The sequence below is a fragment of the Dyadobacter sp. CY323 genome (assembly GCF_021390245.1).
Taxonomy (GTDB): Bacteria; Bacteroidota; Bacteroidia; order Cytophagales; family Spirosomataceae; genus Dyadobacter.
The window spans coordinates 1-23149 of the sequence record NZ_JAJUXH010000013.1 but is presented as its reverse complement, the minus strand read 5'-3'; the positions used below and the strand labels follow the sequence as shown (position 1 = coordinate 23149).

Annotated in this window: 15 protein-coding genes; 7 read left to right on the top strand and 8 right to left on the bottom strand. The window is 48.7% G+C overall.

Translation table 11 applies throughout. From position 1 onward, the window contains the following. Positions 1-68: 68 nt before the first annotated feature. Together LZG72_RS18820 and LZG72_RS18815 are read right to left on the bottom strand one after the other, a co-directional pair. On the bottom strand, positions 69-509 hold the full coding sequence (locus LZG72_RS18820; RefSeq protein ID WP_233875969.1) for a hypothetical protein: 441 nt from the start codon (positions 507-509) through the stop codon (positions 69-71). Positions 510-552: 43 nt separating this feature from the next. Beyond that, positions 553-1305, bottom strand: coding sequence for a FadR/GntR family transcriptional regulator (locus LZG72_RS18815; RefSeq protein ID WP_233875967.1), 753 nt, complete (start codon positions 1303-1305; stop codon positions 553-555). A 138-nt stretch (positions 1306-1443) separates the two neighbouring features. Between LZG72_RS18815 and LZG72_RS18810 the strand changes: the two genes are divergently transcribed. Genes LZG72_RS18810 through LZG72_RS18780 form a run of 7 tightly spaced genes read left to right on the top strand, consistent with a single transcriptional unit; the run spans position 1444 to position 13921 of the window. Next, complete coding sequence (locus LZG72_RS18810) at positions 1444-4830, top strand: SusC/RagA family TonB-linked outer membrane protein (RefSeq protein ID WP_233875965.1); 3387 nt, start codon at positions 1444-1446, stop codon at positions 4828-4830. A gap of 4 nt (positions 4831-4834) precedes the next feature. Further along, positions 4835-6412 carry a RagB/SusD family nutrient uptake outer membrane protein gene (locus tag LZG72_RS18805; RefSeq protein ID WP_233875963.1) on the top strand — a complete coding sequence of 526 codons (1578 nt, stop codon included), beginning with the start codon at positions 4835-4837 and terminating at the stop codon, positions 6410-6412. Positions 6413-6439: 27 nt separating this feature from the next. Then, entirely contained in the window at positions 6440-7381 is a 942-nt protein-coding gene (locus LZG72_RS18800; protein WP_233875961.1) for a dihydrodipicolinate synthase family protein, read from the top strand. A 47-nt stretch (positions 7382-7428) separates the two neighbouring features. Further along, a complete protein-coding gene (locus LZG72_RS18795; protein WP_233875959.1) occupies positions 7429-10032 on the top strand; it encodes a sodium:solute symporter family transporter in 2604 nt (867 codons plus the stop codon). Then, on the top strand, positions 10032-11525 hold the full coding sequence (locus tag LZG72_RS18790) for a sialate O-acetylesterase (protein WP_233875958.1): 1494 nt from the start codon (positions 10032-10034) through the stop codon (positions 11523-11525). Before LZG72_RS18795 ends, LZG72_RS18790 begins: the two co-directional genes overlap by 1 nt. A gap of 6 nt (positions 11526-11531) precedes the next feature. Further along, positions 11532-12758 carry an AGE family epimerase/isomerase gene (locus LZG72_RS18785; RefSeq protein WP_233875956.1) on the top strand — a complete coding sequence of 409 codons (1227 nt, stop codon included), beginning with the start codon at positions 11532-11534 and terminating at the stop codon, positions 12756-12758. Between the two features lie 2 nt (positions 12759-12760). Further along, on the top strand, positions 12761-13921 hold the full coding sequence (locus tag LZG72_RS18780) for an exo-alpha-sialidase (RefSeq protein ID WP_233875954.1): 1161 nt from the start codon (positions 12761-12763) through the stop codon (positions 13919-13921). Positions 13922-13941: 20 nt separating this feature from the next. On the opposite strand, the gene LZG72_RS18775 is transcribed toward LZG72_RS18780, so the two are convergent. From LZG72_RS18775 to LZG72_RS18750, 6 genes are all read right to left on the bottom strand, one after another. Continuing rightward, the gene (locus LZG72_RS18775; protein ID WP_233875952.1) at positions 13942-15327 is read right to left on the bottom strand and encodes a sulfatase-like hydrolase/transferase; all 1386 of its coding nucleotides are present in this window, start codon (positions 15325-15327) and stop codon (positions 13942-13944) included. 30 nt (positions 15328-15357) lie between these two features. Then, positions 15358-16791 (bottom strand): RagB/SusD family nutrient uptake outer membrane protein, encoded by a 1434-nt coding sequence (locus LZG72_RS18770; protein ID WP_233875950.1) that lies wholly within the window; start codon positions 16789-16791, stop codon positions 15358-15360. Positions 16792-16811: 20 nt separating this feature from the next. Beyond that, positions 16812-20276 carry a TonB-dependent receptor gene (locus tag LZG72_RS18765; RefSeq protein WP_233875948.1) on the bottom strand — a complete coding sequence of 1155 codons (3465 nt, stop codon included), beginning with the start codon at positions 20274-20276 and terminating at the stop codon, positions 16812-16814. A gap of 63 nt (positions 20277-20339) precedes the next feature. Beyond that, positions 20340-21407 carry a FecR family protein gene (locus tag LZG72_RS18760; protein ID WP_233875946.1) on the bottom strand — a complete coding sequence of 356 codons (1068 nt, stop codon included), beginning with the start codon at positions 21405-21407 and terminating at the stop codon, positions 20340-20342. 284 nt (positions 21408-21691) lie between these two features. Continuing rightward, positions 21692-22288, bottom strand: coding sequence for an RNA polymerase sigma factor (locus tag LZG72_RS18755; protein ID WP_233875944.1), 597 nt, complete (start codon positions 22286-22288; stop codon positions 21692-21694). Between the two features lie 587 nt (positions 22289-22875). Further along, positions 22876-23149 (bottom strand): hypothetical protein (locus tag LZG72_RS18750; protein WP_233875942.1); only part of this gene is annotated, 274 nt, incomplete at its 5' end.

Sequence of the window (23149 nt, the reverse complement as noted above, 5' to 3'; positions counted from 1 at the left end):
TAGCTAAACGCTGATAATACAAAAAGACCCACTCCTGAGCAGAGATGGGTCTTTTTGCATGAATTAATTCAGTTCCTATATTTTCGGAATGTTCTGATTGCATCGCCCAGGATCAGTATTCCCATTCCCGACATCATGATCAGCATGAATGTGTAATGCGGGAAATTGAGTACAGGAAGTGCCGCAATATCCTTTTCGACGTCATAATGCACCTGAATGCTGTCAACCCCGAACGTACTTCTGAAATATTTGCGCCCGCATTCGAAACGGTAGTCGCGGTTCTGATATTCGGCATAGATGATATCCGGCAATTTGTGCAGCCCTGCACCGCGTTCCCTCGCGTTGATCTTCATACAAACGAGCGGACTATTCCTGACGACCTCGTCTTCTTCCTCCATTGCTTCATACACCTTGTAGGTCGCAAAAAGAACCGCCAGGCCCATCGTCATCTGCAGACAAAACCAGAACCACCTGTACTTCTTATAGTCTTTGCCCGGAGTCGCACTCATCGCTGTTGCTATTTATCTTTCCGATCTGCTTTTCTCAATCAGATTACAATTCTTCAAAAAGCCGGGCAAAGTGATTTTCCAAATGGCTTCGCATGGCATTACGCAATTGCTCCGAATTGCCGTTTTCAATGATTTCAACAATGCCTTTGTGCGAAACAAAGTTTGCATTAGCCGGATATTTGCGCAGTAATCCGCTTTTATGAACATAATCAAACACGGGCAAAAGCATCCGCTGGAATTTTTTCATCGTCTCGTTGCGGGTGATTTCGTAAAGCTTTCCATGAAATGCGATCTCGTGCTCGATCTGGAAAAGCATCCGGTCTGAGGAAGTTGGTTCGTTTTCGACCAGGACTTTGAGCGCCGCAATGTCCGCCGGCGTCACCCGTTCCATAATGAAATCCGCCATTCCGATTTCCAGCGACAAACGCATTTCAAAAATCTCCTTTAATGTATTGTCATCCAGGATCTTAGGGTTCATGCTTTTTTCAAGTATGGAAACCAGGTCCGGACTGGTGATCACCGCCCCGCGGTGTTTTTTGGACTCCACCAATCCCATTAACCGAAGCCGCAGCATCGCTTCCCGAACTACCGTGCGGCTCACGCCGAGCGATTGCGCCAGTTCCAGTTCCTTTGGAATGGAGTCGCCCACTTTGAAATTCTTCTCAATGAATAATGCGATCAGGTTACTCTCAACCTTATCCACCAGCGAGCTGGTATCGATGCTCTTGATGCTCTGAAAAATATCGTCCATTGAACTGTTTAGCGTATTATGTCCGACAAAAATGGCGGTTTTCATTCAATCTGCAAGTAGTTTTTTTATTATCAATTTAAGGCCATAAAAAATAATTATTGCAAGATGCTTGCAATCAAGAGCCTAATCGCCATACCTTTATTATGTCATACATAATACAAATTCTTAAACTTAATCCTTTTTATGAGATTCAATATTACGCGTTTCAAAGTGCTGCTAAGCCTCGCCGGGGTGCTCCTTGCGTTGGCTTTGCAGGCGCAGTCGGGCAGGTTACTCACCGGTAAGGTGATTTCCGATGATGACAAACAGCCTCTCCCAAACGTCACCGTTTTGCTCAAGGGCAAAAGCATTGCCACTGAGACGTCGGTGGATGGCGAGTACTCGATCCAGGTAAATGCCGACGATGTGGTCCAGTTCAGAATGGTGGGTTATGTGATGCAGGAATTGCCGGTTGGTACATCCGAAACGCTTAGTATTTCTCTGAAACCCGATATTTCTTCACTCAATGAAGTTGTGGTGACGGGTTATGGATCAGCCAGCCGTACCAAAATCACCTCCTCCATTGCCAAGCTGGATTCCAGAGTTTTGGAAACGGGAATGCGCTCCAACCCCGCACAGGCACTCGCGGGAACGATTGCCGGGGTACGCGTAACCACCGCAACAGGCCGCCCGGGTTCGGTAGCCACCATTACATTGCGCGGAGGGACCAATTTCGACGGCAGCGGAAGTCCGCTCATTGTCGTGGACGGCCAGGTGCGCGGCTCGCTCAGCGACATTAACCCGGATGATATTGAAAGCATGGAAGTGTTGAAAGATGCCTCTGCCACAGCTATTTACGGAGCGCGTGCGAGCAATGGCGTTGTTTTGATTACCTCAAAAAGAGGGAAAGCCGGCTCGTCTTCGATTACATTTAAATCCAAAACAGGGATCAACTTTCTGAATGTTCCATACAATTTTCTCAGTGCAGAAGACTACATCAAATGGACCCGGATGGGCGTGGTGGAAGCCATTAAAAACGGAGTTACTACTTCCTCGTTGCTCAGTGGCGTAGGCCCGCGCGGAACCGGAAACTTGTATAAAGACGCAAATGGGGTTGTTCTCGACGGAAATTACGATTCGCGGGCGATATGGAGTACCATGCGGCTGAACGATCAGAACCGTGAGCTGCTTAATGCCAACGACGGCTGGAAAACCATGAAAGATCCGGTTAAAACCAATGCGTCAGGTGCCTACGATCCGAACGGTACCAATGCAGATCTGATTTACAAAGACTTCAATTACGGGGACTATGCATTCAAATCCCCTGCTATCTCGCAGGATTACAACATTGGTATGAATGGCGGTAATGAAAAAGGCGGATATTATGCCAATCTCGGCTACTACAATGAAGACGGACTTTCGCTCGGTACGTTCTATCGCCGGTTGACCTTCACATTAAATGGCGATTACAAGATCAAAAGCTGGCTGAAATCCGAAAGTAGTCTGGCCTTCGCACGTGCCAACTGGCGGGACCAGTCGCTGCAAAACGGCGAGGCAAATTACTGGGGAAGAATGCTTTCTGCGCCCCCAACTATGCGTGGGACCAATGCAAACGGCGACCTGATCCTCGGCCGCGATGCCAGCGACGGTAATCCGGCCCTGAATATTGATAAGTACAAAAGGAAAAACCAGTCGGACAAATTCACGCTGGGACAGGCATTTAAAGTTGATTTCAGCGATGATTTGTATCTGCGCGTCGGTGGGATTTTGATGTACGATGAAGCGGAAGCCGAGTCATTCAACCGTGATTTCCGGATCGGGATCATGAGTACAACCAATCCAAATACAGGCTGGAACCGCGACAGAGCTTCATCTGCCAGCTTTGAACGCACCATCCGCCAGACCTACAATGCCATTTTAAATTATAAAAAATCGTTTCTCGGCAAAAGCTACATCGATGCCATGGCCGGATTTGAATATTACGATGAAGCCACTAAGGGATTCGGTGCCGCGGGAAGGTTAGCGCCCACCGACGATTTTCAGGATTTGGGATTGACCACCAACGACGCCAACACCCGCTCCATTGATTCCTACCACACGCAGGAGCGCATCATTTCGGCTTTTGGAAGAGTGAATTACGACTACGATGGAAAGTACCTGGCTTCACTTACGGTCAGAAGAGACGGATATTCGCGGCTGATCGGCAACAACCAGTTTGGTACATTTCCGGCATTCTCAGCAGGCTGGCTGGCGCATAAAGAAGACTTTATGGCGGCGACCCAGCAGTGGCTTTCCTTCCTGAAAGTACGCGCCAGTTATGGTATCAATGGAAACATTGGTATTGGTACAAACAACGGGATCGGCGTTTACGAGTTGCAGGGATCTTATGGCTCTCAAATTCCGTACAACGGCAGCATTGGATTTTTACAAACCGGCGTAGCCAATCCGAACCTGAAATGGGAAAAGAGCAATACACTTGAAGGCGGCGTGGAAATGGGATTTTTGAACAACCGCATTACGACCAACATCGCCATTTACAACCGCGTTACTACGGATAAAATAGCCAGCGTTCTCCTGCCGACATCGGCCGGCGTATCCAGCATTCGTACCAACAACGGAAGCATGCGCAACCGCGGAGTGGAGCTGGAAGGCATTTTTAAAGCGGTTCAAAAGCAGGACTTTACGGTACAAATCGGTGCGAATGCGGCCTGGAACAAAAACCGGATTTTGAAACTGCCTTTTAACGGAAATGAAAACAACCGTCAGGGTGGCCAGCGGGTTTACGATCCGAGGTCAGGTAAAGTGATCTGGGCGGGCGGCTTGCAGGAAGGGCAGGAGCCGGGTGAGATTTTCGGTTATGTGAGCGAAGGTATCATTCGCACCGGCGAGGATCTGGACAAATACAACAAGATCGACATTGCCGCTGGGGAAGTACAATATGGCGCATCCGCAGGAAAAAGAGTCGCGAGTACGGCATTGATTAACTCCAAAAATCTCAACAAAACTACCTACATCTCCACGCAGCTGGGTGATATGATGTGGAAAGACCTGGATCAGAACGATACCATCGATACCCGCGATATGGTATCACTGGGCCGTACCATTCCAAGGTGGACGGGCGGTTTTAACACCACCATCCGCTGGAAAAACCTCTCGCTTTTCGCGCGTATGGATTTTGCTTTGGGACACAAACAAATGGATTTTCAGCAAATGTGGTCACTGGGCAGTTTCCAGGGAGAATTCAACGCGACCGAGTTGGTGAAAGATACCTGGACACCTGATAACCCAAATGCGAAATACCCGCGCTACACCTGGGCCGACCAGCTGAATTCCAAGAACTTCGACCGGCCGAGCAGCATGTTCTGGGTGAACTCATCTTACCTCGCATTCCGCGAAATTTCATTGAGCTACACCGTTCCGTCGTCGCTGCTGCAACGTGCCAAAATCGCGGGACTTACATTTACTGCGACCGGGCAAAACCTGGGCTATCTGACCAACTCACTGCTGAGCCTGCCCGAACGCACCGGTTCGCAAAACAGCGCTTATACTATTCCTACAACCCTAATTATCGGAGCCAACTTCACTTTTTGACATGATGAAAAAGATCAGAATTTACCTATGCTGGGCACTGCTTTCGGTGCTGGCGAGCTCCTGCCAGGACGCGCTCGAACTCACGCCGCAGGATTATTTCGGGGACAGCAATTTTTGGCAAAATGAATCGCAGGTAAGCAATTTTATGGTCGGCCTGCACAAGCAGTTCCGTGATAACCAGTTTCAGTTTCTGCGCCTTGGTGAACTGCGCGGCGGCAATTATAGCACGATCGACAGGCAGGCTACTTCGCTGAACGAGCTACCGGTCATTGAGCAGCGGCTGGAAGAAACATCATCCGGCGTGAGCAACTGGGGTGGATTTTATGGGCCTATTTTACAAATAAACCTATTTATTCAAAAAGTAGAAGCCATTAGTTTCCTGCCTGAAACGCGGAAAAGTTATCTGCTGGGCCAGGCTTATGCGATGCGTGCTTACTATTATTTTCATTTGCTGCGCACCTACGGCGGCGTTCCGCTGGTTTTGGAAGCCGACGTTTTGAATGGAACCACCGATGCAGTGCTTTTGCGAAAAGCGCGGGCTGCCGAGGCGGATGTGCTGGCGGCCGTTAAGGCGGATGTGAATAAATCCATCACACTTTTCGGCGCGCAAGCTGCGGCTACGGACAAAAGCCAATGGTCGCCGAATGCGGCTTTGATGCTAAAAGGAGAGGTTTTCCTATGGTCAGCCAAAGTGTATAACGCAACCGCCGATCTTGCCGAGGCAAAGACTGCATTGAATGCGGTGACCGGAAGCACATTGCTTCCCAATTTTGCCAACGTATTTGCGTACGGACAGAAAAATAACAGCGAGGTTATTTTCGCGATCCGTTTCCGGGTAGGAGAGGCCGAAATGAATGGCGTGGCTGCATATACTTACTCTACTTTCAACTTCAACGGGCTGCATTACAAAGATTCGACCGCAAGTGCGGGAGTTGGAAATTTCCTGGTAGATCCGCTCGTGCTGGCAGCTCCTAATTCGCAGCAGGTGATCCAGCGGTACGCCTACACATTCGACCTTTTCCAGTCTTACGATGTGGCTGACAGCAGACGCAATGCGACTTTTTATGATTTTTATAAAGTCAACACGGATGTAAAACCGTATGTGGTAACGGTCAGAAACACGGCATTGGTGAAGTTTTTAGGAACGATCGATGCCAACAAACGCTATTTTTCCGACGACTGGCCGGTGTATCGCGAAGCGGATCGATTGCTGATGCTTGCCGAGATCGTGAATGCGGAAGGCGGGAATCCAGCCCCATTCATCCAGCCAGTCCGCGACCGTGCATTTGCCCCGGACAAGGATCCAAAACCATTTGTAAATGCAGGAAAAGATGCCAACGAACTGGCGATTTTTCAGGAGCGTACCAAGGAATTTGTGCACGAAGGAAAACGCTGGTATGACCTCCGCAGGATGAAATTTGGAGCTGAACCACTTATATTTAAAAGTGCAAGCCATCCTTATGGACTGCTCGACAAATCCACACAGGCTTACCGGATTTTATGGCCGATCGAGGCGGCAATCTGGACCAACGATCCGCTCGTGGCGCAAACGCCGGGGTACACCACCGCAAGACCTAATTGATTTTTTCATTTTCAATACACATTACCAATGAATTTACATTTAAAAGGCCTGATCGCCGCTCCGTTTACCCCGATGCGCGCCGACGGCAGCCTTAACCTGGATTTGATACCCGCGTATTACCAATTTCTGAAACAAAACGGAGTGAATGGCGCATTCATTTGCGGCTCCACCGGCGAAGGCGTTTCGCTGACAGTTTCCGAGAAAAAGCAAGTGGCGGAAGCATGGGCAAATTGTGCGAAAAACGATCAGACCTTCACCATCATGCCGCTGCTGGGCGGGACTTGCATTGCCGATTGCATTGAGCTCGCAAAACATGCGCAGCAGATTGGAATGGACGCCGTTTCTTTCACAAGTCCATTCTATTTCAGGCCTGCTAATGTGGAAATGCTGGCAGAATGTATCATCGCCATCGCCGAAACTGTGCCGGAAATACCGTTTTACTATTATCACATTCCTGTGCTTACGGGAGTCGGTTTTCCGATGTTCGATCTGTTGAAAGTTCTTGACGGCCGCATTCCGAACTTTGCCGGGATCAAGTATACGCATGAAGATTTCATGGATTTTCAGTCTTGTCTGAATTTCAAGAACGGCAAATACGATATGCTTTGGGGGCGGGATGAAAACATGCTTTCTGCGCTGGCTGTGGGCGCAAAAGGCGCGGTGGGCAGCACGTTCAACTATGCTGCGCCGCTATATCATAATCTGATCGAGGCATTTGAACAAAATGATATCGAAAAAGCCGGTGCATTACAGCAGAAATCCATTGATATGATCCGGTTATTGGGTAAATATGGCGGGATTTCGGTCGGTAAAGCTTATATGAAAGTGGTTGGGGTGGATTGTGGTAAATTTCGTTTGCCGGTAAAAAACATGAGCGAGGAGCAGTTTGCAGCTTTCCAGTCGGATGTGGCTGCGCTTGATTTCGATTCATTTAAATCAGGTCAGCCTACGGCCAAAACCACTTTTTAATGCAGCTCAAAATTCCTTTTCTCTGTTTTCTACTTTGCTTCCATTTTATGTGGCTACCAACCCTGCATGCCCAGGACCAAAAGGCAAATGAGATCGTGTGGACGGAACTTACGAACCTGCCGCAACCGTCAGAAGGTGAGAAACAGCTGGGTGTTGCGGGTGCATTTACGGGCGTGCACAACGGTGTACTAATGGTAGCCGGCGGTGCCAATTTCCCAAACGGAATGCCGTGGGAAGGCGGCAAAAAAGTATATCGCGACGAGATTTATGTGCTTCAAAAAAAGCAGGATACCTACGAGTGGATTACCTCAAAAACACCTCAGTTGAAGCAAAAAGCGGCTTATGGTGCGAGTATTTCCGTGGCTGACGGCATTGTATGTCTGGGTGGGGAGCTGGAAACAGGTGTAATTAAAAGTGCATTTCTAATGCAATGGAATGCGGCGAAAAAGGAAGTTGATTTCAAGTCTTTGCCGGATATGCCGGTTGCGCTGGCGAATGCCGGCGCGACCAGCATTGGTAGCGTGATATATGTAGCGGGCGGGGAAAATAATGGCAAACCATCCAGTCAATTTTTTGCATTAAACCTTTCGGATGCTGCTCCCAAATGGGAGATTTTACCTTCTCTTCCGGTGGCAATGTCACATTCCGTTGTTGTGTCGCAGAACAATGGCAAGCATTCGCAGATTTACGTGCTCGGAGGAAGAAGCGTGACGATGAGCGGCATAAGCGATTTGCATAGCAGCAATTTTAGCTATGATCCTGACAAAAAGACGTGGCAAGAACTAAGCGACATTGGTGATGGAAAAACGGTCACAACCTGGTCTGCCGGAACTGGTGTCGCCATTGGCGCTTCGTACATATTGCTGATCGGCGGTGATAAAGGCAATGTATTTCACCAGATCGAAACGTTCAATGCGGAGATCGCGAAGGCTGAAACAGCCGAATTGAAACAAAAGCTGCAAGCAGAAAAAGTGGCTCTCTTAACTTCTCACGAAGGTTTCAGCAAAGACATTTACTTATACAACACCATTACCGATGCCTGGACAACCCTCGGCGAGCTTCCCGGAGCGGCGCAGGTGACGACTACCGCCGTGAAATGGAACAACGATATTTTCATCCCAAGCGGCGAAATCAGGCCGGGAACCCGCACGCCGATCATCACGAAAGGTACCATCCAGCACAAGCCCTTTTTCTCCTGGATCGACTCGGCGGTTTTAGGCATTTGCTTTTTGTTAATGACGGCAGGCCGTTTCCTTTTTACAGGAAAAACCAGCAACACCGACGATTATTTCAAGGGAGGGGAGCGCATCCCGCAATGGGCTGCGGGCATCAGCATTTTTGGTGCCAAACTCAGCGCCATCACTTTCATGGGCATTCCGGCCAAAACGTATGGAACGGATTGGACGTACTTTTTTCTATTAATGACCATCATTATGGTGATGCCGCTGGTGGCAAATTACTTCATCCCATTTTACCGGAGGCTCCACGTGACTTCTGCTTACGAATATCTGGGCAAACGCTTTAATTACGGTTCCCGCGTGATGGCTTCGGCACTTTATGTGCTGCTCCAAATCGGGCGAATGGGCATTGTGGTGCTGCTTCCTAGCATAGCGCTCACCTTGGTAACGGGCATCGACATCAACATTTGCATCATTATGATCGGTGCGATCAGCATTTTCTTCACGGTGAAAGGTGGCATTGAGGCGGTGATTTGGGTGGAAGTAATCCAGGTTCTGATCCTGGCGACGGGCGCATTGTTCTGTCTGTTTTACCTCCCTTTTCACATTAACGACTGGAATGCCGGCATGAAAGCATTGGACAATGCGGATAAATTAAAGGTGTTTGACTTCCGTTCTGACTTCACTGAACCCACATTCTGGGTCGTGGTGATTGGCGGGTTGGCGATCAACTTGCTGACTTACGGTACTGATCAAACGACCGTGCAGCGTTATCTGACAACAAAATCCGAAAAGGAATCCATCAAAAGTCTGAAACTCGGTGCGTGGCTGACGTTGCCATCGACATTGGTCTTCTTCTCCATTGGTACCTTACTTTTTTTGTTCTTCCGCGAGCATCCCCAGGAGGTGAATATGGCTTTGAATGATCAGGACAATATTTTTCCCTGGTATATCGTGAGTCAGCTTCCGGCGGGTTTGTCGGGATTGCTCATTGCCGGAATTTTTGCCGCCGCCATGAGCAGCACGGAGGCCAGCATGAATTCCACCGCGACATTGCTAACCACGGATTTTTACCAAAAACTAAGACCGGAAGTTACCCCAAAACAAACCCTGTTTTTTGCCAGAACCGCGACATTGTTGCTGGGGATTTTTGTCACCTGCATCGCACTGTATATGGCGCATAAAGGCGTTTCCTCGCTTTGGGACAAGTTTAACACCATTCTCGGCTTGTTCACAGGCTGCATTGGCGGCGCATTTATTCTGGGTATTTTTACCAAAAAAGCAAGCGGAAGCGGCGTCATGGTCGGCATGGCGATCAGCTGCTTCACGCAGATCCTGATCCAGCAGTATACCAGCATTCACTTGCTGATGTACGCGTTCACCGGGTTGGTGAGCTGCGTTGTTTTTGGCTATATTTTCAGTTTAATCATGCCCGCAGAACGTGATCTCAACGGGTTAACCATGTACGAGTAATGATCAGAATTCTCTTTTTCGTCTTGTTAGCTGTTCTTGGAGCAGGTTTTGCCAACGCTCAGAATGCGGCAGACAACCAGCTGACATTAGCCCCGGTGTTTTCGGATCACATGGTTTTGCAGCGCAACAAGCCGATTGCAGTGAATGGAACAGGGACTGCCGGCAGTGTTATCAAGGTTGATTTTGCAAACAAAATCCTACATGCAACGGCGGACGGATCGGGGAAATGGAAAGTTGTTTTTCCTGCATTAAAACACGGCGGGCCCTATGTGATTTCGGTTTCTGCACAAGCTCAGAAAATCGTTTTAAAGGATGTGCTGATCGGCGATGTGTGGCTATGTTCGGGGCAATCGAATATGGGTTTTGCATTGCAGGATGCGCAAACCGGGCCGGAGGAATTGAGGACCGGTACGTTTAATCCTAATTTGCGTTTGCTGAAAATGGGCGGTGCAATTTCGACTGGGAATGTGGCGTGGGATTCTGCTACGCTGGCTAAAATCAATCAGTATGAGTTCTTTGCAGGCAATTGGAAAACGTTGAATAAAGCATCCGCAGCCTCTTTTTCAGCAATCGCATATTATTTTGGTAAAAAAATAACAAAAGAAGAAAACGTCCCGATCGGGCTGATCCAGGTTGCATTGGGCGGCTCTCCGACGGAATCCTGGATTGATCGCTCGCTTTTAAAACAGGATCAGCAGTTTGCCGGAATGCTGGGTGACTGGCAAAATTCAGCAACGGTCATGGACTGGTGCCGAGAACGCGCCGCTGTGAATACGGGTAATGCCAAATCGCGTGATCAAAAGCATCCGTTCCAGCCAGGATATAACTTCCAGGCGGGCATCGCACCGCTGACCAACTTCCCGATCTCGGGGGTGATCTGGTACCAGGGAGAAAGTAATGTATTTAATGTGCCGCTTCACGAGCAGCTTTTTGAAATGCTGGTCAAAAGCTGGCGGCAAAGATGGGGTTACGAATTTCCATTCTACTATGTGCAATTATCCGGCATCGATAGACCCAACTGGCCTGAGTTCCGCAATTCACAACGATTATTACTTTCGAAAATCCCGAATTCGGGGATGGCGGTGAGCTACGATTTCGGCGATTCGTTAAATGTGCATCCCATCCGTAAAACGGAAGTGGGCGAGCGGCTCGCTTTGTTGGCGCTTCATGATACCTATAAAAAAAATGTTGTCGCCAACGGTCCGATCCCGGCCAAAGCAATCGTGAACGAGGAAACAATCACGATTGAGTTCCGTGAAAAGGAGAAGCTTGGGACGCGGGATAACAAGCCGTTGATTGGGTTTGAGATCGTCACGGTGAATGGAAAGCGAGTATCTGTAAATGCCAGCATTAAAGGAAATGAAGTTGTTTTAAATATCCCGAAAAACGAGCGTATCAAGACGATTTTGTACGCATATCAGCCGTTCACACACGCTAATCTTTACAACGAAGCAGGCTTGCCTGCGCCTACTTTTTCAATGGAAGTAAAATAGAATTCAATGCATTACACAAAAACAGAACTGCAAAACCTGGGAAATTTTTATAAAAACCAGCTTTTAAACGACACATTGCCGTTTTGGTTTCCCCGGTCGCTGGATGAGGAGTTTGGCGGATATCTTTTGATGCGCGACCACGACGGAACATTGCTGGACGATGATAAGGCCGTCTGGATCCAGGGCCGCGCGGCGTGGCTGCTCGCGACTTTGTACAACACCATTGAGCCAAGACAAGAATGGCTGGACGCCGCTAAACTGGGGATTGACTTTTTGAATAAACATTGTTTTGACACCGACGGCCGCATGTTTTTTCACATGACGCGTGCCGGAGAACCCATCCGAAAACGCCGTTATTTTTTCTCCGAAACCTTCGCGGTGATCGCCCATGCGGCGTATGCAAAAGCCAGCGGAGATGAAGCAGCCGCAGAAAAAGCGCGTTATTTATTTGGCAAATGCATGGAGTATGCGACCGTTCCCGGCTTGCTCGAACCGAAATTTACATCCACAAGGCCAGCCAAGGGAATCGGGGTGCCGATGATCCTGATGAACACGGCCCAGCAGCTCCGAGAAACCATCGGCGACCCGCGCTGCGACGGTTTGATCGATCAGTTTATCAGCGAAATTGAAAGTGATTTTGTCAAAGACGACATTCAATGCGTGATGGAGCAAGTAGCGCCGGATGGCAGCATTATCGATCATATTGATGGCCGAACGCTTAATCCGGGACACGCTATAGAAGGCGCGTGGTTCATTTTGCACGAGGCAAAATACCGGAACAATGATCCGCATCTGATCGCGCTGGGCTGCAAAATGCTCGATTACATGTGGGAGCGTGGCTGGGACAAAGAGTTCGGCGGGATCTTTTATTTCAGGGATGTGTATGGCAAGCCTGTGCAGGAATATTGGCAGGATATGAAGTTTTGGTGGCCTCATAATGAAGTGATTATCGCTACGTTGCTCGCTTATACGCTTACTCAGGATAAAAAATATGCGAAATGGCACACCAGGGTGCATGACTGGGCATATACGCGGTTTCACGACCAGGAAAACGGCGAGTGGTTTGGCTATCTGCACCGCGATGGCAGCGTGGCGCAAACGGCAAAAGGCAATTTGTTCAAAGGCCCGTTCCATTTGCCGCGACAGGAATGGTATTGCGCGCAGTTGATGCAGGAACTGGTTGGAACGGGCGTTGGGAGTGACCTATTTGAAACTGAAAAACAGAAATCTTGAACATGAAAATTATAAAACTGACCCTTATCGCATTCCTGATCTGCCAGCTTGCCGTTCAGGCGCAAACACCCGTTTTTGTCTCGGGCGCAGAAGGTTATAAATCATTTCGGATACCGGCCATCGTTCGCGCGCCGAATGGGGATTTGCTTGCATTTGCCGAAGGCAGGGTAGCCGGCAGCGGCGATTTTGGCGACATTGACATTGTGATGAAGCGCAGTAAAGACAAGGGGAAAACCTGGTCGGCGTCGCAGGTGGTGGCGGGTTACGACAAGCTGCAAGCCGGAAACCCGGCGCCGGTGTACGATTTGAGTGATCCTGCTTTTCCGAAAGGAAGGTTGTTTTTATTTTTCAACACTGGAAATAATCATGAAGGCGAAGTGCGGAAAGGAAAAGGGCTGCGCGAAGTATGGTTTAAAACCTCGACCGATGCGGGTGCAACCTGGTCTGAGCCGGTGAACATTACCACCCAGGTTCACAAACCGAAACAGCCGGAAGTAAATGCAGCTTACAATTTTGACGCAGATTGGAGAAGCTACGCCAACACGCCGGGCCACGGTATGCAGCTCACCGAAGGTGCATATAAAGGTCGGATTTACATTGCAGCCAACCATTCAGCGGGCGATCCGAAACCGAAAGCAGTGGATTATCAGGCACATGGATTTTACAGCGACGACCATGGCAAGACATTCAAGTTAAGCGAAACAATCTCCATTGAAGGTTCGAATGAATCGACTGCGGCAGAGATTTCCGGCGGTCGGGTGATGTTTAATGCGCGGAATCAAAAAGGCGATGTGCGCGCCAGGATCGTGGCGGTGAGCAGCGACGGCGGCGTAAAATGGGATACTACCTATTTCGATCACAATCTGCCCGATCCGGTTTGCGAGGGAAGTATTCTGACCATTGGTAAAAACAAAAAACACAACATCCTGGCCTTTTCCAATGCGGCCGATCCCAAAAACCGCGATAACCTGACGTTAAGGATCAGTTTTGACGACGGAAAAACGTGGACGCAGCAATATCTGGTTGATAAAAGCAAAAACGGCGAAAAGGATCACACAGCGTATTCCGACCTGGTTCAGACGGGGAAAAGAAGTGTGGGTATTTTGTATGAATTTGACGGATACAAATCCATAGTGTTCAAAGACATTTCCTGGAAAAACTGAGATTTTATTTAAAACGGGCATTATTGGATCGCCCGTTTTTCTTTTTCATACAATGCTTTCACAGCAGCCAGTTTCTTCTGGTACTTCTTGTCGCGGGCCACGTCTTTGGTTTCTTCCGGGTCTTTGCGGGTATCGTAAAACGATTCGAAGTTGTGCTCCGTGTAATTGAAATACTTATAATCTTTCGAAACCAGGCCCTCGACTTTGTGCAGCATCGGACTCGCAAAAACAGTGTGTTCGTAAAAGAAATGCGTTCGCACAGGTTGTTTTTTCTGCATTACCTGCAACAAATCCACACCCTGCATTACGGCCGGAACCGGAAACCCCGCCATCGTCAGGATCGTGGGCGCAATGTCAATATTGAGTACCAGTTGATCTGATTTTACATTATGCCATTTTGCAGCCGGTCGCAGGTCGTTGAAGATCAATGGGACGTGAATTCCTTTTTCAAAGCCATACCATTTGCCCATCATCCCGTGCTCGCCCAATGAAAAACCGTGGTCGCTGGTGTAGATCACGATCGTGTTTTCATCCAGTTTCAGCGCTTTTATTTTCTCCATTACTTTCCCGACAGCTTCATCCACACCGGTAACAAGCCGGTAGTAATTTTTGACATTCTCCTGATACAATTCGGGCGTAGAAAACAGCCCATTCCACCGGCCGCGTCCAATATTTTTGTCGTTTCTAAAAAAATCAGGAAAGCTGTTCCAGTATTCGGGAGCGGCTGTGGTCGGTACCGGCATCTTTAAATCTTTATACAAGTCTTTGAACCGCTCCTGCACCATATAAGTCGCCGGATTCCCATTCTGACCATCTACTTCATGGGCGGCGGTAAATGATAATGCAAGATAAAATGGCTGATCTGTTTTTTGCTGATCCAGATATTCCAGGGCTTTTTTAGTGACGTTATCCGTTTGATGCAAACCTTCTTTGGTCATCCACGGGATCTGCACGTCCCACACGTCAAAGTATTTGGTCAAGGGCGTTTTTCCAACGCCCAGAAAACCGATCTGCGCCGTTTTGTAACCCGCTTTTTTTAAGACCATCGGATAAGTTTGCTGCATTGCTTCGTCCGAAAACGTGGTCGTGAAATCGTTGATCTTGTGCCGGGCGCGGTGTTGTCCGCTCAGGATACTGGCGCGGCTCACCGAGCAGATCGCCGTCGTGACGTAGGCACTCGTAAACCGGATGCCACCTCTGGCAAGCTCGTCCAGGTGCGGGGTCTGGACAAACGGATGCCCGTTAATGCCCAGTGCTTCCCCGCGATGACTGTCGGCAATGATAAAAACCACGTTTGGATGTTTGGAAGAAACAGATTGCCCGGTCTGAGATAGCGCCTGGTTTTGCAGTATTGCTATAAAACCGATCAGGATTATGCTCGTCCGCCATTTCAGTTTTCTCAACATTTTACTGTGTTTTTTTATCATTACTAAAAATTAATAGCCGCTGTTTTGATTGAGTTTATTGATCAGGATCTGCTCGCTTGGAATGGCCGCCAAAACCTGATTGTCGGTAACTTGCTTTCCGTGTGCACGCATTACTTCCAACGCGCGGCCTCTTCTTACGAGGTCATACCAGCGCTGGTTTTCAAAACAGAATTCCACCATTCTTTCTTTTTCGATCAACATGTCTAACTGAGCTTTTGCCAATCCCGAAACGGCTGCGAGACCGGCTCTCTGCCGCACCATATTTACATATGTAGTAGCTTCTGCAGTGCGGTTCAGGTTGTTCAGAACTTCGGCATACATCAGCAGAATATCCGAGTAGCGCAGGATGGGGAAATTATCTCCTGCCCAGTTGAGCGCGGCGGTTCGCGGGGCTTTGTATTTGGCACAATAAGGGAGATTCGCCACAATACCATCCCAATCCGGTCCCTTCCAGTACGCAATAGAAACGTCTTTGCGTTTATCATTCGCCTCAAAAGCTGCTATCAAATCCTTGGTTGGACGCATATTCCCGGCCAGCGAAAGAGCAATGTTGGGCCGGTTGGTTACCTCACCTTTCGAGGTATATGGCGCATTAAAGAATATGAACTGGTTGGATAATGCCGCCGACGCCTCGGAGTACTGGACAGAAAAGAGGGTTTCCTTATAATCCTTATTTGCCGGGTCGAACAGGTTCTTGTAATCGGGCAGCAAGCTGAATTTTCCTGACTCGATCACCTTTTTCAATGCTGCTTCCGCCGCCTCGTAATTTTTAATGGTCAGATACACTTTTCCCATTAAACCAAGCGACGCTCCGTAGTTGACGCGGCCATTTTCTTCGGTACCGGCAGCGGCCTGCAAATGCGTTTGTGCTTTATTCAGGTCCTCGATAATGAGGTTGTAAATTTCGGTTACGGGAGACCGTTTGATGTTGACCGCTTCCAATCCGGTGATGGGTTTGGTTACAATGGGGACATCACCAAACTGGCGAACGAGGTTAAAATAATACAAGGCGCGCAGAAAATAGACCTCGCCCGATGAGCGGCTTTTCAATGCATTATTGGTCCAGGTATGGGTACCGCCTTCGAGAACCGAAATGGCTTTATTGCAGTTGTAAATGCCTTTGTAAGAAAAATTCCAGAAGTCGTTCAGCGCGATGTTGTCTGCTCCGGCAATCACCTCGTCCATCCGGCCGGTGGTGAAATTCCCTGCAACGCTACTGATCTGCTGATCCAGAACATCGGATTTCAACTCGGAAATGATCCAATGCGTACTTTTTTCGATATCCCGCAGCGCGGTGTAAGAGCCATTTACGAGCGTGACAATTTCATCGTCGGATTTATAAAAATTACCTTCATTAAGGCTCGTTTCAGGATAAATATTCAGGAAATCGGATGAGCAGGAATACAGGCTGAGTAAGAGCCCCGTTATAATTATTTTTTTCATGATCTGCTGTTGTAAGAAGATTAAAACTGAACGTTGATGCCGGCGGTGACAGTGCGGGGAATGGGGTAGCTTCCCATGTCATAACCCGGTACGAGCGTGTTATCCATGTTTGTCGCCTGGCCTTCGGGGTTGGCTCCAGTGTAGTCCGTAAAGGTTGCCAGGTTCTGAACGGTCATGTAAACCCGCAGGCTGCGGTAAAATTTCCTTTGACCAAACACATCTGACGGAATGTTATAGCCGAGCGTCAGGTTTGTGATCCGGAGATAGGTTGCCTTTTCGAGCCACAACTCATTTACGCGGTGAACCGAGTTCGGGCCAAATGCATGCCTGCCGTCACCCGGATTATCTTCACTCCTCCACCGGTTTACCCATTCTTTTCCGATGTTAAAAAACCCTTGCAGGTTATCCGTAGTCTGGCGCATTCCATTCATTACATATCCGCCATACTGCCCATTCACATTGACCGAAAAATCGAAATTTTTGTAACCCAGGCGGTTGGAAAGTCCGTAGATAAAATTGGGGTGCGGACTGCCGAGGTCGGTGTAATCCAGTATTTCATTCACCGTTCCGTCGCCATTTATATCCTTGTATCTGGGATAACCAGCAACAGCACCCGGATATTTGGCCACAGCCGGATTGGCAATGTCAGCCTGCGAATAAACGCCTTCCAGCACAAACCCGAAAAACTGTCCGATCGGTTTCCCCACAATTGATACGTTGGTGGGCCTGTCGTCCATGCTTCCCGAAAGAATGCGGTCGTTTTTCTCGTTGGTTGCCAGGATCTTATTCCGGTTGAAGGCGATGTTGAAATTGATATCCCAGGTTAATTCATTTGAAACCGGCGTGGCCTCAATACCCAATTCCAGCCCCCGGTTGCGTACGCTTCCTTTGTTCACCAGCTGGTTGTTAAAACCAGTAATGGCCGGAATGACATCATTCAGCAACATGTTCACGCTTTTACGATTGTACAAATCGGCGGTAACTGAAAGCTTGCCTTTAAATAAAGCGGTTTCAAGTCCCAGATCGATCTGCTCGGATTCTTCCCAGCCCAGAAACGGGTTGAATAAACTCACCGTAGCTGCTGAAACGGTGTTGTTATTGAAAGTATACTGTCCCATGCTCACATTCGACAAGTGGGAGTAGTTACCAATGTTGTTGTTACCACTTTTCCCGTAGCTGGCCCGCAGTTTCATGTGTTCGATGGCCGGAATGCCTTTCATGAAAGCTTCATCCGAAAGTTTCCATGCTACGGCTGCGGACGGGAACAATGCAAAACGGTTGCTGGTACCAAACCGTGACGAACCGTCGCTCCGCAATGTCGCTGTGAACAAATAGCGGTCTTTGAAGGAATAATTCAGACGTCCCAGATACGAAATCATGCTCCATGTATCCACCGACTCACCCCAGCCTGTGATACCCGGTGCTGCATTGATGGTCTCGATCAGATCATTTGCGTACGGCCCGGCGTTGAGGTTAATGCCATTTCCTTTGGATTTTTGCGTCGTGTAACCAGCCAGAAGACTTACGTTATGGTTGGCAAATGTTTTGGAATACGAAGCTGTATTTTCGATCAGCCAGTTGAAACTGTTACCAAAAGTGCGGTTGGAGGCGCCCCGGCCGGCAGATGGCGGGTTGTTGGAGCCACCGATTGTACTCGGGATGTATTGGTTGAATTTTGAAAGCGATACCACGGTACTGATGGCGCTTCTGAGTTTCAGGTTTTCAATGGGCGTCCATTCCAATGCCGCATTTCCCAGGTTACGGAGTTCCTGATAGTTGCGTTTGCTTTCCTGCAACACAAACAACGGATTGGCGAAACTCCATGTACTGTTATAAATGCTGGCAGGTGTAACAATGTAGGGTTTCAAATTTCCCTGGTCATCGTAGGGAGTCATCACGGGATTGGCCCAAAGTGAAATCCCCGTCACGTCCGGATCCCTGCTTCCACCGGTGACCGCCCGGTTTTGGTCGATGAATGTAGGTCTCACACTAGCCTGCAAGGTAACGTTTCTCAGGATCTCGCTCTGGAAGCCGAAATTGGCAGAATACCGTTTGATCCCGGTGTTTTTGATCGTTCCTTCCTGGCTGTAATATCCAAACCCGAAATTGAACCGGGATTTTTCCATTCCTTTTTGTATGTCAAAGTTATGGTCGTGGATGAATGCATTCTGCAGGATCAGGTCATACCAGTTCGTTCCCGCATTGTTCAGCTTGTCCAGGTCGCGATAAGCTTCGGGGTAGTCGGCGAGCGTAGCAGCCCTCTTTTCTCTTGTGCGAACCACGTAGTCGATCCTGTCGCGCTGATACTCAGCAAATTCCCTTGCATTCAGCATATCCGGGCGACCTTTCTGCGGTACGCTCTGAAAACCGGCATAGGAAGAAAAATTCACCTGACTCGTGTTTTTGCCCGGATTCTTGGTAGTAATCATAATTACCCCATTTGCGCCGCGGGAACCATAAATAGCTGTGGAGGACGCATCTTTCAGGATGGTTATTTTATCAATGTCATTTGGATTAATAAATGTTAAAGGGTTGATACTCTGGTTCAAACCCGACGAATAAGGCATTCCGTCAATCACATACAAAGGTTCATTTCCGGCTCCAAGCGACCCGCTACCTCTGATCTTCACAGATGTACCTGCGCCAGGCGCACCCGATACCTGCTGGATCTGCACACCCGCAACTTGTCCGACCAGTTTCTGGTCAATGGAAGCAACCGGCAAATCCCGGATCGTTTTGCTGCTCACTTCCGAAACGGCGCCGGTGAGATCGCTCTTTTTTACGGTACCGTATCCGACCACCACGACTTCTTCCAGCGATTTTGTGTCAGCAAGCAGCTTTACTTCAAGTACAGACTGGTTTGTAATGCTGATTTCCTGATTGAGGTAACCCACAAATGAAAAAACAAGAACTGAATAATCGTCTGGCAGAGTCAGGGAGAATTTTCCGTCCATATCACTGATCGTGCCGCGCTGGGAACCTTTTGCGACAATGCTTACTCCCGGCAAAGCCTCTCCCGATCCGTCACGAACCACACCGGTGATGGAGCGGTCGGCATTCTGCGGGGCATTGTTGACAGGAGATACCGGCTCCATCCGTTCATTGATTTCGGAAGTGGCGTTCTCCTTTTTTATGAGCACGATCTGACTGCCGACTTCTTTGTAACTGATATTTAATGGAGTTAACAAATGTTCCAATACCACGGAGAACGGTTCGTTCCTGAGGTTTACCTGCACCTGTTTTTTCAATGGGATCGTCCTGGAATTATACGAAAACCGGATCTTTTCAGCTGCTTCCAACTGTTTCAGCGCAGTTTCGAGATTGATACCCTCGGCCCGGAAGTTGATTTTCCGATTCAGTATGTCTTGCCCATTCACCGGAGCCCCGATGGCGAGTCCGGAAAATAGCAGCGCAAAGAAGAGTTGTTGCATTGACTTGGACACAATCTGATAATGCAATCGTTTGGTGGTCAAAGGTTTTTTCATAGTTTTTTGAGATTTGTTCTATACATGATCCATATTGAGGGTAAGGAATTTCGGGCTGGGGTTTTAGTTACATCCGTTTGAAAAAATCGTAATCTGTTCTGCCCGTATTTCGTATCTGGTTTCTCCACCGGTACTTTCACAAATGATCTTCAACTTCTGTTGCAATGGCAGATCACTCAATGCGGTAGAGAGATAGCAGTCTTTCAGGATCTCCTTCGGGTAATTGATTTTCAGGCCATAAGCCAGTTCGATGGTTTCCAGAATTTTGCTGACGGGAGTATCTTCAAAGTCGAATTGGAGTTGTTCGATCGGGCCAGTAACATGAGGCGCCGCGATGACCGGTTTTTCAAAGGTGGCATCATGCCGTACAAACCGGATCGATTCATTGGGATGCAATGCAATTTCCTGCGGGATTCCGGACGTAGCCGGTTGTTTGGCAAAAACTTTCACCTGCCCCGTTCTGACGATTACTTCCACCGCCGGCTGGTTGCTATAAGCCTTAATGCGGAAACTGGTACCCACCACACGGGTTACAACTTCGTTGGCATACACAAGAAATGGGCGGGATGGGTTCTTGCTGATTTCAAAAAATCCCTCGCCGGTCAAAGACACTTTTCGTTCATTCCGGTCAAATACTTCCGGGAATTCCAATTGACTTCCGGGCTGCAGAATTACGGAGCTGCCATCTTCGAGCATGATCAGCATCGGCGTTTTCGTTTGATTGAGCCGGACGGTAAGGTTGTTTTTTGAAAGAACTTCAACGGCTGTTTCAGGCATTGAAGGTTGTTTCATAAAATGCCATCCCAAACCTATCCCCAGGAGCAGCATCGCAGCTGCGGCATACAGCCAGGTGAACCGTTTGGGTGCGATGCTCCGTATCCCGGACCCGGATGACCCGATTTTTTGCCAGGTAGCCTGTAATGCGTTTTCAGTTTCTGCTTCCGGAATTTGCGATTCCTGCCAGCCCATTGCGAGCAAAATCAACTGCGCCTCGCGGGCCAGGTTCGTAGTACCGGAACCCTGCTTCATCCATTGTTCCCAGCCATCGTCGTCAATACCCTGCAGTGCCCAGCGGCGGAACGAGGGATCCTGAAGATACTCTTCTATGGTCTGGTAAAGATTGCGTTGCATGGTATGGGGTTGTGATGGAGGAGAGGACAGCTCCCGAAATCGATACTCACAAACGCAGCAATATTTTGAGAAAAAATTTAAATTAGTTTATATGTTACTGATTTTCAGGGGGTATTTGTGAGATTGGGCCGCCGGTGCGGTGAGATGTGAGATCCGGGCCGCCGGTGCGGTGAGATGTGAGATGTAAGATGTGAGATGTAAGATGTGAGATGTGAGACGTGAGATGTAAGATGTGAGATTGTGGCCGCCGGTGCGGTGCGGTGGGGAATGCTTTTGTTGGGGGGTTAGATGGATAGCAGGGCAAGTAGGAGCATTAGTTGCGGGATTTCACCTTTCCAGACGCTGCGGAGTTGTTTGATGGCACGGTGCAGGAGATTTACTACCGACTGGTAGTTCATCTGCATCATGTCGGCGATCTGCTCCATGGAAAGTTGCTGATGATAACGTAGGTACAGCGCTTCTTTCTGGCGGGGCGGGAGCTGGTTAATCAGCACGTTGAGATATTCCACCTGCGACCGCACTTCTTCATTTGTGATCAATTCATCCAGAATGGTAACCGGGGCGGAGAATTCAACATTTTCAATGTCAGCGCATTGACTGAAAATCGGATCCCGTTCCAGCTTGCGCGCAATGCGTTTCCGCAATCCCGAAAGGAGATAAGCCCGGACAGAATCGGGCGTGCTGAGGGTTTTTCGGTAAAGCCAGATGTCCGCGAACACATCCTGAATGCAATCGCCCACGATGTTATGATGCATGGTGATGGATTTGCCGTAGTTGACGAGTCCGGGATGATATTTTCTGAACAAGGCAGAAAAAGCTGTTTCACTTCCCATCACGAGGTCACTCCACAACTCGGCATCACTGATCACAACTGCGGGCATTTGGCATTAAAAGTTCGTCTGCAAGGAAAAGAAGGCAATAGGGAAATACTAATAACTTTTTAGCTTTTTTATTAACTAATCCTTCTTTGAGCTATGGTTATTAACTAAATGCAAAAGTATAACGCAAACATTTCCCGTAGATGACGGTAATGTTAAGGGTTTGTATTGCGGAAGTGGCCCATCGGGCGCGTTAGGAGCGGCCTCCTGTTTGTCGCCAGTTCAGGAGGCCCCGCCGGGGCCCTGTAACTTTTTGGATTGCTTTTTCTAGAAACAGGAAGCTCCGCCGGAGCTGCTTTTCGGTTCCACGAAAGCGTCCAGCCGCAGAGCGGCTTCCTGTTTCTGGAAAAGTAACAACGAAAAAAATGATGAGAAAGAAGACGCATGCAGCCGCGGAGCGGCTTCCTGTTTCTGGAAAAAAATAACAACGAAGTAAATAATGAGAAAGAAGACGCATGCAGCCGCAGAGCGGCTCCCTGTTTCTAGCAACGAATAGCACCATAGAAGATAATGGCCCCAGCGGGGCCTCCTGTTTGTCGCCGGTTTCAGGAGGCCCCGCCGGGGCCCTGTAACTTTTTGGATTGCTTTTTCTAGAAACGGGAAGCTCCGCCGGAGCTGCTTTTCGGTTCCACGAAAGCGTCCAGCCGCAGAGCGGCTTCCTGTTTCTGGAAAAGTAACAACGAAAAAAATGATGAGTAAGAAGACGCACGCAGCCGCAGAGCGGCTTCCTGTTTCTGGAAAAAATTAACAACGAAGTAAATAATGAGAAAGAAGACGCATGCAGCCGCAGAGCGGCTCCCTGTTTCTAGCAACGAATAGCACCATAGAAGATAATGGCCCCAGCGGGGCCTCCTGTTTGTCGCC